This is a genomic window from Pseudomonas sp. zbq_18 (genome assembly GCF_043102245.1).
GTDB lineage: Bacteria > Pseudomonadota > Gammaproteobacteria > Pseudomonadales > Pseudomonadaceae > Aquipseudomonas.
Map to the genome: position 1 here is coordinate 172,636 of NZ_JBICIT010000013.1, position 13,162 is coordinate 185,797.

At 61.6% G+C, this 13,162-nt stretch carries 14 protein-coding genes and 3 tRNA genes; 7 read left to right on the top strand and 10 right to left on the bottom strand.

The window, feature by feature from the left end; genetic code table 11:
- Positions 1–16: 16 nt before the first annotated feature.
- Entirely contained in the window at positions 17–2,581 is a 2,565-nt protein-coding gene (gene clpB / locus ACF8C6_RS10385) for an ATP-dependent chaperone ClpB (protein ID WP_392499199.1), read from the top strand.
- 46 nt (positions 2,582–2,627) lie between these two features.
- Here clpB and ACF8C6_RS10390 read toward each other — a convergent pair whose 3' ends face one another.
- Entirely contained in the window at positions 2,628–2,963 is a 336-nt protein-coding gene (locus tag ACF8C6_RS10390) for a PilZ domain-containing protein (protein ID WP_392499200.1), read from the bottom strand.
- Positions 2,964–5,363 (bottom strand): DUF1631 domain-containing protein, encoded by a 2,400-nt coding sequence (locus ACF8C6_RS10395; protein ID WP_392499201.1) that lies wholly within the window; start codon positions 5,361–5,363, stop codon positions 2,964–2,966.
- Positions 5,364–5,556: 193 nt separating this feature from the next.
- On the opposite strand from ACF8C6_RS10395, the gene ACF8C6_RS10400 reads away from it, so the two are divergent.
- The 3 genes from ACF8C6_RS10400 to ACF8C6_RS10410 all read left to right on the top strand — a co-directional run bounded on the left by ACF8C6_RS10400 (position 5,557) and on the right by ACF8C6_RS10410 (position 5,799).
- Positions 5,557–5,632, top strand: a tRNA-Asn gene (locus ACF8C6_RS10400).
- A 9-nt stretch (positions 5,633–5,641) separates the two neighbouring features.
- Positions 5,642–5,718: transfer RNA gene (locus tag ACF8C6_RS10405), tRNA-Pro, on the top strand.
- Positions 5,719–5,723: 5 nt separating this feature from the next.
- Positions 5,724–5,799: transfer RNA gene (locus ACF8C6_RS10410), tRNA-Lys, on the top strand.
- Positions 5,800–5,897: 98 nt separating this feature from the next.
- Here the strand turns inward: ACF8C6_RS10410 and ACF8C6_RS10415 are convergent.
- The 4 genes from ACF8C6_RS10415 to ACF8C6_RS10430 are packed head-to-tail and all read right to left on the bottom strand — an operon-like array spanning position 5,898 to position 8,576.
- Positions 5,898–7,196, bottom strand: a complete 1,299-nt coding sequence (locus ACF8C6_RS10415; RefSeq protein ID WP_392499202.1) for an NAD(P)/FAD-dependent oxidoreductase — start codon at positions 7,194–7,196, stop codon at positions 5,898–5,900.
- A gap of 60 nt (positions 7,197–7,256) precedes the next feature.
- The gene (locus ACF8C6_RS10420) at positions 7,257–7,430 is read right to left on the bottom strand and encodes a DUF3094 domain-containing protein (RefSeq protein WP_392499203.1); all 174 of its coding nucleotides are present in this window, start codon (positions 7,428–7,430) and stop codon (positions 7,257–7,259) included.
- A gap of 40 nt (positions 7,431–7,470) precedes the next feature.
- Positions 7,471–7,953, bottom strand: a complete 483-nt coding sequence (locus tag ACF8C6_RS10425; protein ID WP_392499204.1) for an MOSC domain-containing protein — start codon at positions 7,951–7,953, stop codon at positions 7,471–7,473.
- Positions 7,950–8,576 (bottom strand): DUF1780 domain-containing protein, encoded by a 627-nt coding sequence (locus ACF8C6_RS10430; RefSeq protein ID WP_392499205.1) that lies wholly within the window; start codon positions 8,574–8,576, stop codon positions 7,950–7,952. Before ACF8C6_RS10430 ends, ACF8C6_RS10425 begins: the two co-directional genes overlap by 4 nt.
- 70 nt (positions 8,577–8,646) lie before the next feature.
- On the opposite strand from ACF8C6_RS10430, the gene ACF8C6_RS10435 reads away from it, so the two are divergent.
- From ACF8C6_RS10435 to ACF8C6_RS10445, 3 genes are all read left to right on the top strand, one after another.
- Positions 8,647–9,072, top strand: coding sequence for a GNAT family N-acetyltransferase (locus ACF8C6_RS10435; protein ID WP_392499206.1), 426 nt, complete (start codon positions 8,647–8,649; stop codon positions 9,070–9,072).
- Complete coding sequence (locus tag ACF8C6_RS10440; protein ID WP_277690087.1) at positions 9,069–9,764, top strand: energy-coupling factor ABC transporter permease; 696 nt, start codon at positions 9,069–9,071, stop codon at positions 9,762–9,764. Before ACF8C6_RS10435 ends, ACF8C6_RS10440 begins: the two co-directional genes overlap by 4 nt.
- Positions 9,765–9,854: 90 nt before the next feature.
- Positions 9,855–10,070 (top strand): hypothetical protein, encoded by a 216-nt coding sequence (locus ACF8C6_RS10445; RefSeq protein WP_392499415.1) that lies wholly within the window; start codon positions 9,855–9,857, stop codon positions 10,068–10,070.
- Positions 10,071–10,266: 196 nt separating this feature from the next.
- Here ACF8C6_RS10445 and yacG read toward each other — a convergent pair whose 3' ends face one another.
- The 4 genes from yacG to ACF8C6_RS10465 are packed head-to-tail and all read right to left on the bottom strand — an operon-like array spanning position 10,267 to position 13,162.
- Positions 10,267–10,461 carry a DNA gyrase inhibitor YacG gene (gene yacG / locus ACF8C6_RS10450; protein WP_392499207.1) on the bottom strand — a complete coding sequence of 65 codons (195 nt, stop codon included), beginning with the start codon at positions 10,459–10,461 and terminating at the stop codon, positions 10,267–10,269.
- Positions 10,458–11,069 carry a dephospho-CoA kinase gene (gene coaE, locus ACF8C6_RS10455; RefSeq protein WP_392499208.1) on the bottom strand — a complete coding sequence of 204 codons (612 nt, stop codon included), beginning with the start codon at positions 11,067–11,069 and terminating at the stop codon, positions 10,458–10,460. The genes yacG and coaE overlap by 4 nt, the downstream gene beginning before the upstream one ends.
- A complete protein-coding gene (locus tag ACF8C6_RS10460; protein WP_392499209.1) occupies positions 11,066–11,935 on the bottom strand; it encodes a prepilin peptidase in 870 nt (289 codons plus the stop codon). Before ACF8C6_RS10460 ends, coaE begins: the two co-directional genes overlap by 4 nt.
- Positions 11,936–11,938: 3 nt before the next feature.
- Complete coding sequence (locus ACF8C6_RS10465; protein ID WP_392499210.1) at positions 11,939–13,162, bottom strand: type II secretion system F family protein; 1,224 nt, start codon at positions 13,160–13,162, stop codon at positions 11,939–11,941.

The following is a 13,162-nucleotide window of genomic DNA, read 5'->3' on the forward strand; positions in this document are numbered from 1 at the left end:
GAGGAAGGACTTATTCATGCGAATCGACCGTTTGACCAGCAAGCTGCAGCTTGCCCTGTCCGATGCCCAATCCATTGCCGTGGGCCTCGACCATTCCGCCATCGAACCGCTGCACCTGATGCAGGCGCTGCTGGAGCAGCAGGGCGGCTCGATCAAGCCACTGCTGATGCAGGTCGGCTTCGATGTCAATGCACTGCGCCAGGCACTGACCAAGGAGCTCGACGGCCTGGCCAAGCTGCAGAATCCCACCGGGGATGTGAACCTCTCGCAGGATCTGGCGCGCCTGCTCAACCAGGCTGACCGCCTGTCGCAGCAGAAGGGTGACCAGTTCATTTCCAGTGAGCTGGTGTTGCTTGCGGCGATGGATGACGGCACCCGCCTGGGCAAGCTCCTGTTGGCTCAGGGGGTGAGCAAGAAGGCCCTGGAGAATGCCATCGCCAACCTGCGTGGCGGCCAGGCGGTGAACGACCCGAATGTCGAAGAGTCGCGCCAGGCGCTGGACAAGTACTGCGTCGACCTGACCAAGCGTGCCGAAGACGGCCGGCTCGACCCGGTGATCGGCCGCGACGACGAAATTCGCCGCACCATCCAGGTGCTGCAGCGGCGCACCAAGAACAACCCGGTACTGATCGGTGAGCCCGGTGTGGGCAAGACTGCCATCGCCGAGGGCCTGGCCCAGCGCATCATCAACGGCGAGGTGCCCGACGGCCTCAAGGACAAGCGCCTGCTGGCGCTGGACATGGGCGCGCTGATTGCCGGTGCCAAGTTCCGTGGCGAGTTCGAGGAGCGTCTCAAGGCTGTGCTCAATGAGCTGGGCAAGCAGGAAGGACGCATCATTCTGTTTATCGACGAGCTGCACACCATGGTCGGTGCCGGCAAGGCCGAGGGCGCGATGGACGCCGGCAACATGCTCAAGCCGGCCCTGGCCCGTGGCGAGCTGCACTGCGTCGGCGCCACCACCCTGGACGAGTACCGCCAGTACATCGAGAAGGACGCCGCACTGGAGCGTCGCTTCCAGAAAGTGCTGGTCGATGAGCCGAGCGAGGAAGACACCATTGCCATCCTGCGTGGCCTGAAAGAGCGCTACGAGGTGCACCACGGTGTGACTATCACCGATGGCGCGATCATCGCCGCAGCCAAACTCAGCCACCGCTACATCACCGACCGCCAGCTGCCGGACAAGGCCATCGACCTGATCGACGAAGCGGCCAGCCGCATCCGCATGGAGATCGACTCCAAGCCCGAAGCCCTGGATCGTCTGGAGCGTCGTCTGATTCAGCTGAAGATCGAGCGCGAGGCGCTGAAAAAGGAAGACGACGACGCCGCCCTCAAGCGCCTGGAAAAGCTCAAGGAGGACATCGCCCGCCTGGAGCTGGAATACGCCGATCTGGAAGAGGTGTGGAAGTCGGAGAAGGCCGAGGTGCAGGGCTCGGCGCAGATCCAGCAGAAGATCGAGCAGGCCAAGGCCGACCTCGAAGCCGCGCGGCGCAAATCCGACCTGCAACGCATGGCCGAGCTGCAGTACGGCATCATCCCGGATCTGGAGCGCAGCCTGCAGATGGTCGACCAGCACGGTAAGAGTGAAAACCAGCTGCTGCGCAACAAGGTCACCGATGAGGAAATCGCCGAAGTCGTGTCCAAGTGGACCGGCATTCCGGTAAGCAAGATGCTCGAAGGCGAGCGCGAGAAGCTGTTGAAGATGGAGGGCCTGCTGCACCAGCGGGTCATTGGCCAGGACGAGGCGGTAGTGGCGGTGGCCAACGCGGTACGTCGTTCGCGCGCCGGGCTGGCCGATCCCAACCGTCCCAGTGGCTCCTTCCTCTTCCTCGGCCCGACCGGAGTGGGCAAGACCGAGCTGTGCAAGGCGCTGGCCGAATTCCTCTTCGATACCGAAGAAGCGCTGGTGCGCATCGATATGTCCGAGTTCATGGAGAAACATTCCGTGGCTCGTCTGATCGGCGCGCCGCCGGGCTATGTCGGCTATGAGGAGGGCGGTTACCTGACCGAGGCGGTGCGCCGTAAGCCCTACTCGGTGGTGTTGATGGACGAGGTCGAGAAGGCCCACCCGGATGTATTCAACGTGCTGCTGCAGGTGCTGGAAGACGGCCGCCTGACCGACAGCCATGGGCGCACCGTGGACTTCAAGAACACCGTGATCGTGATGACCTCCAACCTGGGCTCGGCGCAGATTCAGGAGTTGGCTGGTGACCGCGAGGCGCAGCGTGCGGCGGTGCTGGATGCGGTGAGCAGCCATTTCCGTCCGGAGTTCATCAACCGTATCGATGAGGTGGTGGTGTTCGAGCCGCTGGCCCGCGAGCAGATCGCCGGCATTGCCGAGATCCAGCTGCAGCGTCTGCGTCGTCGCCTGGCTGAGCGTGAGCTGTCGCTGGAGCTATCCAGTGAGGCGATGGACAAGCTGGTGGCAGTCGGTTACGACCCGGTGTATGGCGCGCGGCCGCTGAAGCGCGCGATCCAGCGCTGGATCGAGAACCCGCTGGCGCAGCGGATCCTGTCCGGCGACTTCGCTCCTGGCGCCCAGGTGAAGGCCGGTGTGCAAGGTGAGGAAATTGTCTTCACCTGAGTGAGGCGGCGAATGGGAAAGCCCCGGCATGCCGGGGCTTTTTTGTTCAGTCCTGCAGGTAGCGCAGGAGCAGGGCCAGGGCTGGGATCTGGTCTTCGGCCAGGTCGATGATATGGAAGCCGCACCAGCCGCTGTGGCCCGGATCGACGCGGCTCCACAGACAGTCGGCGCCCAGGCGAACCTCGTGGATGCCGTCCAGTGGCGGCTCCAGTACCAGGCGACATTCCCACACCGAGTCGGCTTCCGGCGGGCAATCGCTGACCAGCATGAAGCCATCTTCGGACAGGTCTACGACACGGCCGAGGCGCCGTCCGCTGTGCAGATCGAGCACTTCGATATTCAGTTGTGTGGTATGGCGGCTGTGCTGCCGGCGGTCGTCCATTCAGGCTCCTTGTCCGACTTCGTTGGCGCGCCCGGTAAAGCGTTGCAGGACGCGGTAGATTGCATTGAGCGCACGGTCCACCAGGGGCGCGCTGCGCTCCGGCGCGAGGATGCGCACCCGGCCTTGCTCCATCTCGCTGGCCAGCTGACGGATGGGCTTGACCGCCACGCGTTGGCCGCTGTGGTCGACGAACATGTAGTTGTGGGTCGTGGGGCTGAACCAGGAGAGCTTGAGCACCTGAATGCTGTCGCCCTGAACGAATTCGAACCAGGTGCCGAACTCCAGTTGCTGCAGCTCCTTGATCAGTGCCTGGGCGCGCGGCGACAGGCGCTGTTCGTCCTTCTTCACCGGCTCTGCCAGTACGGCATCTTCGCCGAGCATGGCGCCCAGCGGACTTTCCCGCAGCTGGCTCTTGATCTGAGCGGCAACCTGCGGCTGCTGGGCCTGTACGGCGTGCTGGCAGGCCACGATGTCCTGCAGCAGGCGGCGGATGCCATCTTCGTGATAGCCGCCGAGCAACTCCAGCCCTTTGCGCAGTTCGTCGAGCAGGCCAACGCGCAAGCCCTGCAGGCGAGTGCGCCCTTCGTCATCCAGCGGTGTGCCGCTCCAGGCCAGCTGCTCGGCCACTTCGCTGGCCCGTTGCCACTCGTTGCTGCGCTCGCCATGGCGCAGCAGGACGAACACCAGCACATCGGCCCAGGTCAGTTCGAGAAAGTTGTGAATCACGCTGGGTAGCTGGCGTTCGGCGAGCACCTTGTTGATGACGTCGACGGCCATTTGCCGCGCCCCAAGCAGTTTGTCACGGCCCTTGGCGGCCTCCACCGCGCGGCGCTCGCGCAGTTCGACCTTGTGCTTGAGCGTGGCAACGAATTCGTCGAATTCTTCGAGCAGGCTGTTGAACAGCAGCAGGTCGCCCGAGAAGCCGTGAATCACGCGCTCCACCACCCACTGGATCTTCGCCAGCAGGCCACGCTCATCACCTTCGCTGCCATACAGGACCCCGGCTTGGGCCATGGCATTGAGTAGCTTGCGGGCCGGATGGTGGTGCTGGGTGAACAGCGCCTTGTCCTGCAGGGCCACCTTCAGATACGGCGTGTGCAGGTGGGAGAGGGCGGTTTTGCAGGCATCGGGCAGGTTGTCATCGTCAAGGATGAAGTCGAACAGCATGCCGACCAGGTCGATTACATCAGCTTCCTGGTCTGCCAGCTTCTGTTGCCCGGGCAGGTTGCTGTGGGCTTCCAGCTGTTGGTGCAGGCTGACCTTGAGCTCTTCGACCGGCTGCGGGCCCTGCAGGCGCTGGCTCAGGGTGCTGGCAGACTGCTGCTGCAGGCGGGTCAGCGCTTCCAGTAACTCGCCAGCGCTATAGGTGCTGCTGGCTGTGCGCGGCGCAAAGCTGGCGATGCTGCGGGCACCGCCGGGCAACGGAGCGTCCAGGTCGCGTTCGCGGCGCTCGCTGAGTAGCGCCGCCAGACCGCCCAACAGCTGGCCGGGGTCCTGCGGTGGCGGGGCACTGAGATCGGCAGGTACTTGGATCTGTGGTGCGCCACCCTGGTTGACCGATGGCCGGTTAGCCGTCGGGCTACTGCCTGCGGATGTGCGCTGTTGCGTATTTGCCTGTGCAGCAGGTGCTTGAGCGGCGTGGGGGGCAGTTTCAGCCTCCTGTGGCGGGCTCTGTGGGCTGGGCGCGGAGGAGGGCGCGCGCTGGGCGGTGAACTTCAGGTTTGGCAGGATGCCGGCATTGATCAGGCGCTGGTTGAGCATCTCGTACAGGGTGTCGAGGCCCTGCATCACATTGCGCTCGAACAGCATATAAAGAATGACCTTGATCCGCAGCGGCAAAGGATGAGGCGCCAGTGCCTCACGAAAGGCATTGGCCAGTGCCTGCGGGCCGAAGGGGTTGCTGTCTTCACCGAGCTTTTGCCCGTTGTTGAGCAGGGCCAGGCGCTGTTCGAGGGCAAATAGCGTACGCGTGCTGCGGGCCTTGACCTTGCTGACCATATTGGTGACCTGCAGGCTTTCCTCGTATTCCTCGTTCTGGATCAAGGAAAGGCTATCGCTGTTGGTCTCAGCCTGCGGGGCCTTGTCCTTGAGCTTGCCTTCGAGAAAATCGGCGAAGTTCTGTGCGATGCGCTGGTGATAGCTGCGTTCGATCTGTGGACGCATGCGCCGTACATCGCGCATGGCGTCGAAGAATAGCGTCTGTACCTTGTTGTTCTCGGCCTTCTCGGCACCTTCGAAGAGCGTGTCATCTACCTGAGCGAACAGATCGGTGAGGTACTCGGCCAGGTTGTTCATCACCAGCTTGCGGCAATCTTGCACCAGCTCGCCGAAGCGCGGCTGGATGGCGCGGCTGGCGACTCCGGGGATGGGATGGGATGGGGGAAGATCCTGCGAACTCATGCGTTATCCTGCGCGGCAGCCCTGCATCCGGGCTCTGTGATCTGTTTCAAGCTGCTCAACATAGATTAGCTGTTAATCGTCGGTATTCGCATACTGCAATAGAGTGATTATCGGGCTTGACAGAAAACTTTCCCTACGTAAAATGGCGCGCCTCTGATACGGGAAACGGTGTCAGAGGCTGGAAGACCGAAGTTCCGCGATAGCTCAGTCGGTAGAGCAAATGACTGTTAATCATTGGGTCCCTGGTTCGAGTCCAGGTCGCGGAGCCAACTTCCTATCGGGGTATAGCGCAGTCCGGTAGCGCGCTTGCTTTGGGAGCAAGATGTCGGGAGTTCGAATCCCCCTACCCCGACCATTTTTGGGTCGTTAGCTCAGTTGGTAGAGCAGTTGGCTTTTAACCAATTGGTCGTAGGTTCGAATCCTACACGACCCACCACAAACAAAGAGCCCGCCTTGTGCGGGCTTTTTGTTGTCTACGATTTTTATCTCTGGCGCGTCCTGCGCATGGTTGGCCATGCGCAGGTGGCTATCTGCCTAGTGCAGTTTCAGGCGTGGCTCGGTGCTGCGACCAATGCGGTCTCCGAGCATCAGCAGGCTGGTGCGCAGTACCCCGTACAAAGCCATCTGGTGCATGCGGTAGAGCGAGATGTAGAACATCCGCGCCAGCCAGCCCTCCAGCTTGACGCTGCCCATCAGGTTGCCCATCAGGTTGCCGACCGCCGAGAAGCGTGACAGCGAGATCAGCGAGCCGTAGTCGCGATACGCGAAGGCGTCCAGTGGCTGGTTTTCGAGGCGGCGCTTGAGTGATTTGGCCAGCAGCGAGGCCTGCTGGTGCGCGGCCTGGGCGCGTGGCGGTACGTTGCGTTCGCTGCCGTCACCCAGGGGGCAGGCGGCGCAATCGCCGAAGGCGAAAATGTTGTCGTCCAGCGTGGTCTGCAGGGTCGGGCGCACCAGTAGTTGGTTGATGCGGTTGCTCTCCAGGCCGTCCAGGTCCTTGAGGAACGCTGGTGCGCGAATGCCGGCAGCCCATACCTTGAGGCTGGCGGGCACTTCCATGCCCTGGGCGGTGAGCAGGGCCTCGTGGGTGACCTGGCTCACCGCGGTGCCGGTAAGGACGGTGACGCCGAGTTTTTCCAGGGTTTTGTGCACCGGGCCGCTGATGCGCTCTGGCAGGGCCGGCAGTACCCGTGGGCCTGCCTCGATCAGAGTGATGCGCATGTTCTGCGGCTGGATGCGATCCAGGCCGTAGGCCGCCAGTTCGTGGGCGGCGTGGTGCAGTTCGGCGGCCAGTTCCACGCCGGTGGCGCCTGCGCCGACAATGGCGACGCTGATACGGCCATCGTCACTGTTGCTGGCATGGGCGCGCAGATAGTGGCTGAGCATCTGCCGGTGGAAGCGCTCGGCCTGCTCGCGGGTATCGAGGAAGATGCAGTGCTCCGCCGCGCCGGGAGTGCCGAAGTCATTGGTGGTGCTGCCGACGGCGATCACCAGGCTGTCGTAGCTCAGCACACGCTCGGGCAGCAGCTCGTGGCCGTCTTCGTCGAGGGTGGCGGCCAGCTTGATGGTTTTGCGCGCTCGATCCAGCCCGCTCATGCGGCCGAGCTGGAATTCGAAGTGGTTCCACTTGCCCTGGGCCACGTAGTTCAGCTCATCTTCAGATGAGTTGAGTGAGCCGGCCGCCACTTCGTGTAGCAGCGGTTTCCAGATGTGGGTGAGGTTGGCGTCGACCAGTACGATGCTGGCCTGTTTGCGCTTGCCCAGGCTTCTACCCAGGCGGGTGGCAAGCTCCAGGCCGCCGGCGCCGCCGCCGACGATCACGATGCGATGACTCATTGAGGGATCTCATAAGGCTTAAAGAAATCGGTAGGCCCGGCTGGGCGAGCGCGAGGCGGCTCATAGCACCAGTCCGGCGAGCAGGCGGGAGAGGAGGCCTAGGCAGATGGTCACCGCGATCACCATCAACAACAGGCGCCAGGGGCGAAACGGCTTGCGCTCCACCTGGTGCTGCGGAGCGCTCAGATATTGCTCGACGCGTTGCTGATCTTCGGGACTGAGGCGACTGGACATGGCGATCCTCTCTAATATGCGGCCATTCTAGACGGGGCGGTCATGCCGGCTCAACGCGCACGAGATCTTGCAGGCGGATGATCCCGCCCTCGATCACGCGGGCGGTGATACCGCCGTGGCCACGCATGGCCTGGAAGGTGCCTGGGCCGAGCCGTTCTTCCAGGCGGGCGCAGGGTTGGCACCAGCCGGTGGTTTCCAGCAATGCCTGGCCGATGCGAAAACGCCGGCCCTTGAGGCTGAACAAATTGATCCCGGCGACCGCGATATTGCGGCGCAGGTCAGCGGGGGATAGCTCGCGGCTGAGCAGGGCGCTGGCGACGGCCAGGTGCTCCCACTGGATCAGTGTCACCTGGCGTGCGTTGCGCGGGCCGGGGCGGGCATGGTCGCCGGTCAATCCTGCTTCGCGGCGGGCTTCGACGGCGTCCAGTTCGAGCATGTGTCCGCGCGATTCCGGGCGCACGCCTATCCAGCGCACGTGTCCTGTCTGCGGCACTTCGGCAAGCAATTCCGCTAGGGTTTTCAAAGGCTGATTCCGACATCGAAGAGTACGGTGCGGCCCAGGTTGTGGCGCAGGAAGTCCGGTGCATCGCGATGGGCGAACAGAACCCGCGCATAGTTGGGGCCGACCAGTGACAGCGAGCGCCAGCCTTGGCGCAGGTACTCGCCGGGCGGCGGGAAGGGGCTGTTGAGGTCAGGCACTTCGCGCTTGAGGCTGACGTAGGCCAGCAGGTCCAATTCGCTGGGGTCTAGGCCGCGCTCGCTGTAATTGTGTGCCTTCTTGCGCAGGGTTGGGCCCAGTCGTGCCTGCAACTCTGCTACCGGGATGCGTTTTGGTCGCGCCTCGCGGCGCAGTAGCTGACTGAGAGACAGGGCGCTGCGTCGGCGCTGCAGCTCTTCCTTCCATTCGTCGTTGAGTCGACGGCCTTTGTCGAGGACGAAGAACACCTCAAAGTTGGCGTCGCGGAACAGCACGTCGGGCGGCTCCTGGCCGGCGCTGAACTCCTCCTGTCGATGGCGCAGGTTGAGTGCGCTCAGCAGGCGTTGGCATACCCAGCGCTCGCGTTCCCACTTGCGCGCGTTGGAGAGAAAGTCGTTGGCCTGTTCTGCCTGGCGAGTCAGCAGGCGCAGGTAGTCGGAGTCATCCATGGCCGCAGCATAGCGTAAAGCTGTCATGGATCGGGCGGTGTAAACTGCGCCAGCCAGCCGAGGAACCATCATGCAGATTCGCGCCATTACGCCTGACGATCATGCGGTCTTGTGCGCCCTGTGGCGGCGTACTCCAGGCATCCAGCTGCGCAGTGACGATGAGTACGCACCGTTCTGTCGATATCTGGCGCGTAATCCCGGGCTGAGTCTGCTGGTCGAGGCAGAGGGTGTTCCAGTGGCCTGCTTATTGGTTGGGCATGACGGGCGGCGCGGCTACCTCCAGCACCTGGTGGTCGATGTCCCTTGGCGTGGTCGTGGTCTGGCGCGGGCGCTTGTGGATGAGGCCTTGCGCCGGCTGGCGGAGCAGGGGGTGGTGAAGTCGCATGTGTTCGTGCTGGATGATGCGCCTGAGGCCCTGGCCTTCTGGCAGGCGCAGTCGCGCTGGGGGCTTCGCAGCGATATTCGTGTGTTTTCTACCCGGGAGGCGCAAGCATGATCGCCGCCGAGTTGTTGCAGCCCGCCACTTTATGGCTCGGCTGGGTAGCCTATGTCTCGGTGCTGCTGTGGGCCGTATGGCATACACCTTGGGTTGAGCTGTGCAGTGACCAGCGGCGTCAGCATCTGCTGTTTGGCACCGTGTTGGCGCTGTTTCTGCTGTGGCTGGTGCGTCGCGACTTCGCGTCGGGGCTGTCCTTTCACTTTATCGGCATGACCGTCGTGACGTTGTTGCTGGACTGGCCGTTGGCCTTGCTGGGTGGTTTTGCTGCGCAGCTTGGATTGCTGGCGCTAGGGCGCCTTGATCTGGCCGCCCTGGGCATTAATGGCCTGCTGCTGGTCGCGCTGCCGGTGGCTATTGCCGAGTTCTGCGCCATCCAGGTGGAGCGCCGTCAGCCACGAAATCTGTTCGTCTACATCTTCTGCTGTGGCTTCTTTCCCGCGGCGCTGACGGCGCTAGCCTGTCTGCTGGGTGGCCTGGTGTTGCTCTGGCACGACGGCCTGTATGTCATGCCGCCCTGGCTGGAAGACTTTGTTGGCTACCTGTGGCTGGTGATGTTTCCTGAAGCCTTTATCAATGGAATGCTGGTGACCGGCCTGGTGGTGTTCTATCCGGACTGGCTGGAAACCTTCAATCGCACGCGCTATCTCTCGGCGCCGTGGAAGGACAGCGATACGGATCGGCGGCCATAAATATCCTTTATCCCGTGATGGATGCTGATCTGAATCAATAACCCGCTGCCTGCAGCGCTCATGCTGGCGAAAACTCAGGAGGGCGAGGCGATGAGTGTGCATCAGTGGGCGCGACAGGAGCTGGAGGCCTGCCTGGAGCGGGCGCTGGAGTGTGGGTTCGATCCCCTGCTCAGTCTGCGAGCGCTGCTCAGCGAGGCAGTGGAATTGAACCGGCTGGAGCGAGAGGTGGCTGATCTGGCCCAGGAGCTGCAGTTTCTTGCGGATAACCTGGATCCGGAGCGTGACTACGCCTTTATGCGGCCGTAGCGGCTGTAGCGCTTAGCCCGCAGTGCCCTGCTTCTGTGGGAGCGGCTTTAGCCGCGAGGCTTTTGTGCTGCTTGCATCGCGGCTAAAGCCGCTCCCACAGAAGCTCATATGGGGGCTTCAACCCTGCGTATTGGCTGAATCGCTCTGGGCTTCGGGGCTGCGTCGCTCGACCCAGTCGATCACCATTCTTGTGTAGTTAATGCCCGCGCGGCGGCAGGTCTTCCGAGAAGGGCGAGTCTTCCAGCGAGTCGCCGGGAATGGCATGGGCTTCTGAGGCCCAGGCGCCCAGGTCGATCAGCTTGCAGCGTTCACTGCAGAAGGGGCGGTTGGGGCTTTGCGGGCCCCATTCGACGGGTGCGCCGCAGGTTGGGCATTCCACGGTGGTACTCATGCTTGGCCTCCGCGCAGGGTCAGGTAGAAGTGGTGCAGGCGTTCGACTTCCTGCTGTAGCCAGGCCATATCCCGATCATTGACCAAGACGTCATGAGCGTGGCTCAGGCGCTCCTCGCGATCGCTCTGGGCCTTGAGGATGGCGCGGATCTGCTCCTCGCTGGCGCCATCGCGGCTCATGCTGCGTGAGAGTTGCAGGTGTTCGGGGGCATCCACCACCAGCACGCGCTGGGTCATTCTGTGCTGGCCAGACTCGACCAGCAGGGGGGAAACCAGGATGGCGTAGGGCGATTCGGCGCGGGCCAGATACTGGTTTATCTCCTGGAAGATCAGCGGATGCAGCAGGCTTTCCAGCCAGCGTCGCTGCTCTGCGTCCTGAAATACCCGTTGGCGTAGTGCTGCGCGATCCAGGCTGCCGTCAGCCTGTAGCACCTGCTCGCCGAAGCGTTCGGCAATCTGCGCCAAGGCCGGGCGCCCCGGCTCGACCACCCAGCGGGCAGCGTGGTCGGCGTCCACCAGATGCACGCCAAGGTCGATAAAGTACTGGGCAGCGGCACTTTTGCCGCTGCCGATGCCTCCGGTGAGGCCGAGAATCCAGGGTTTGCTCATCTAAAACCGGCGAACTGCAGATAGGTCCCGGTTATTTGATCACCCCAGAGCAATGCGATCCAGCCCGCAATAGCCAGGTAAGGGCCGAAGGGGATGGGCGTGCTGGTTTCCTGGTTGCGCAGGCGCAGCATGATCACGCCAAGCACGGCGCCAACCAGCGAAGACAGCAGGATGGTCAGCGGCAATACCTGCCAGCCACCCCAGGCGCCGAGCATGGCCAGCAGCTTGAAGTCGCCATAACCCATGCCTTCCTTGCCGGTCACCAGCTTGAACAGCCAGTACACCGACCATAGGCTCAGGTAGCCAGCAATGGCACCCCACAGAGCATCTTCCAGGCTGGTAAACAGGCCAAAATGGTTGGCGATCAGGCCCAGCCACAACAGTGGCAGTACCAGAGAGTCTGGTAGCAGCTGATGATCACAGTCGATCATGCTCATCGCCAGCAGACCCCAGGTCAGGATCAGCATCCCCGCGGCTTGCCAGCCAAATCCATAGTGGAAAGCGATATAGCCGGAGAGCAGGCCGCAGGCTAGTTCGATCAGCGGATAGCGCAGGCTGATCGGCGCTTTGCAGTTGGAGCATTTGCCACGCAGAAACAGATAACTGACGACCGGGATGTTTTCCCAGGGCTTGATTTGATGCTGGCAATGCGGGCAGCAGGAGTTGGGCAGAATAATATTGAATGTGCCCTGTTTAGGTTCCTCCGGTAGTTCAAGAATCTCCCGCGCTTGCTGGCGCCAGTCGCGCTGCATCATTACGGGCAGGCGGTAGATCACGACATTGAGGAAGCTACCGATCAAAAGACCGAGCAGAGTTACAAGCAAAACAAAGGCCGGCAAATTGCCGGCCAGAAAATTTAACTGCATAACTTAAGCGCCTACAACTTGGCCTAATTGGAAGATTGGTAGATACATGGCAATCACTAGGCCGCCGACCAGTACGCCGAGCACCGCCATGATCATGGGCTCCATTAGGGCAGTTAGGCCGTCCACCATGTTGTCTACTTCGGTTTCGTAGTAGGTGGCGACCTTGTCCAGCATCTCGTCCAGAGCACCAGACTCTTCGCCGATGGCGGTCATCTGCAGGGCCAGGCTGGGGAAGACTCCAGTGCTACGCATGGAGAAGTTCAGCTGCATGCCGGTGGATACGTCCTGCTTAACCTTGTTCACGGCTGTGCGGAATACTACGTTTCCGGTTGCGCCAGATACGGAATCGAGAGCGTCAACCAGGGGCACACCTGCTGCAAAGGTCGTAGCTAGTGTTCGTGAGAAGCGAGCGACAGAGGACATGTAAACGATCTTGCCTATAATAGGGGCTTTCAATATCACCCGGTCGACCCAGTTGCGGAATTTTTCAAATCGCTTATGAAATTCTGATAGGGAAAATATAGAAGCGCCAACTCCCAGGAGCACTAACAGCCACCACTCTTGAAGGAACTCTGAAAGGCCGACTACCAAAAGGGTAAATGCAGGGAGTTCGGCTCCAAAGCTGGAAAATACTTGTTCAAATTGCGGTACTACCTTAATTAGTAGGATCGCTGAAACAATTAAAGCTACTACTATTACCGCTATAGGGTAGTTCATTGCTTTCTTGATTTTTGATTTTAGTGCCTCGGTTTTTTCTTTGTATGTTGCGACGCGATCTAGAAGCGTTTCTAAGGCGCCGGACTGTTCGCCGGAGTCCACCAAGTTGCAGTAAAGGTCGTCGAAGTACAGTGGGCGTTTTCGCAGTGCGGAGGCAAAGCTGTTGCCGGCGGCAACATCCAGCTTCAGTTCTTCCACCAGCTTGCGCATATTGGGGTTTTCAAAGCCTTCGTTGATGATGTCGAACGAGGTCAGCAGCGGTACGCCTGCCTTCATCATGGTCGCCATCTGTCGAGTGAAGATGGCGATATCCATAGGTTTGATTTTTTTGCCTGCGCCAAATAGCGGCTGGGCTTTTTTGCGTACCTTGAGGGGGTTAATGCCCTGTTTGCGTAGCTGGGCCTTGACCAGGGCCGGATTGACCCCGGAGCTTTCGCCTTTGATCTTGGCGCCTTTTCTGTCTGTGCCTTCCCAGCTGAAAATACTGGTTTTTAGGGCTTTTTCCGCCAT

Bases quoted from the DNA above. Each gene is read 5' to 3' on its own strand.
- ACF8C6_RS10420 (WP_392499203.1), bottom strand. From the start codon at position 7,430: ATGTCCAGTCGCCTCAGTCCCGAAGATCAGCAACGCGTCGAGCAATAT.
- ACF8C6_RS10415 (WP_392499202.1), bottom strand. From the start codon at position 7,196: ATGAGTCATCGCATCGTGATCGTCGGCGGCGGCGCCGGCGGCCTGGAG.
- ACF8C6_RS10390 (WP_392499200.1), bottom strand. From the start codon at position 2,963: ATGGACGACCGCCGGCAGCACAGCCGCCATACCACACAACTGAATATC.
- ACF8C6_RS10460 (WP_392499209.1), bottom strand. From the start codon at position 11,935: ATGCAGTTAAATTTTCTGGCCGGCAATTTGCCGGCCTTTGTTTTGCTT.
- ACF8C6_RS10465 (WP_392499210.1), bottom strand. From the start codon at position 13,162: ATGGCGGAAAAAGCCCTAAAAACCAGTATTTTCAGCTGGGAAGGCACA.
- ACF8C6_RS10435 (WP_392499206.1), top strand. From the start codon at position 8,647: ATGCAGATTCGCGCCATTACGCCTGACGATCATGCGGTCTTGTGCGCC.
- coaE (WP_392499208.1), bottom strand. From the start codon at position 11,069: ATGAGCAAACCCTGGATTCTCGGCCTCACCGGAGGCATCGGCAGCGGC.
- yacG (WP_392499207.1), bottom strand. From the start codon at position 10,461: ATGAGTACCACCGTGGAATGCCCAACCTGCGGCGCACCCGTCGAATGG.
- ACF8C6_RS10445 (WP_392499415.1), top strand. From the start codon at position 9,855: ATGAGTGTGCATCAGTGGGCGCGACAGGAGCTGGAGGCCTGCCTGGAG.
- ACF8C6_RS10430 (WP_392499205.1), bottom strand. From the start codon at position 8,576: ATGGATGACTCCGACTACCTGCGCCTGCTGACTCGCCAGGCAGAACAG.
- clpB (WP_392499199.1), top strand. From the start codon at position 17: ATGCGAATCGACCGTTTGACCAGCAAGCTGCAGCTTGCCCTGTCCGAT.
- ACF8C6_RS10440 (WP_277690087.1), top strand. From the start codon at position 9,069: ATGATCGCCGCCGAGTTGTTGCAGCCCGCCACTTTATGGCTCGGCTGG.
- ACF8C6_RS10395 (WP_392499201.1), bottom strand. From the start codon at position 5,363: ATGAGTTCGCAGGATCTTCCCCCATCCCATCCCATCCCCGGAGTCGCC.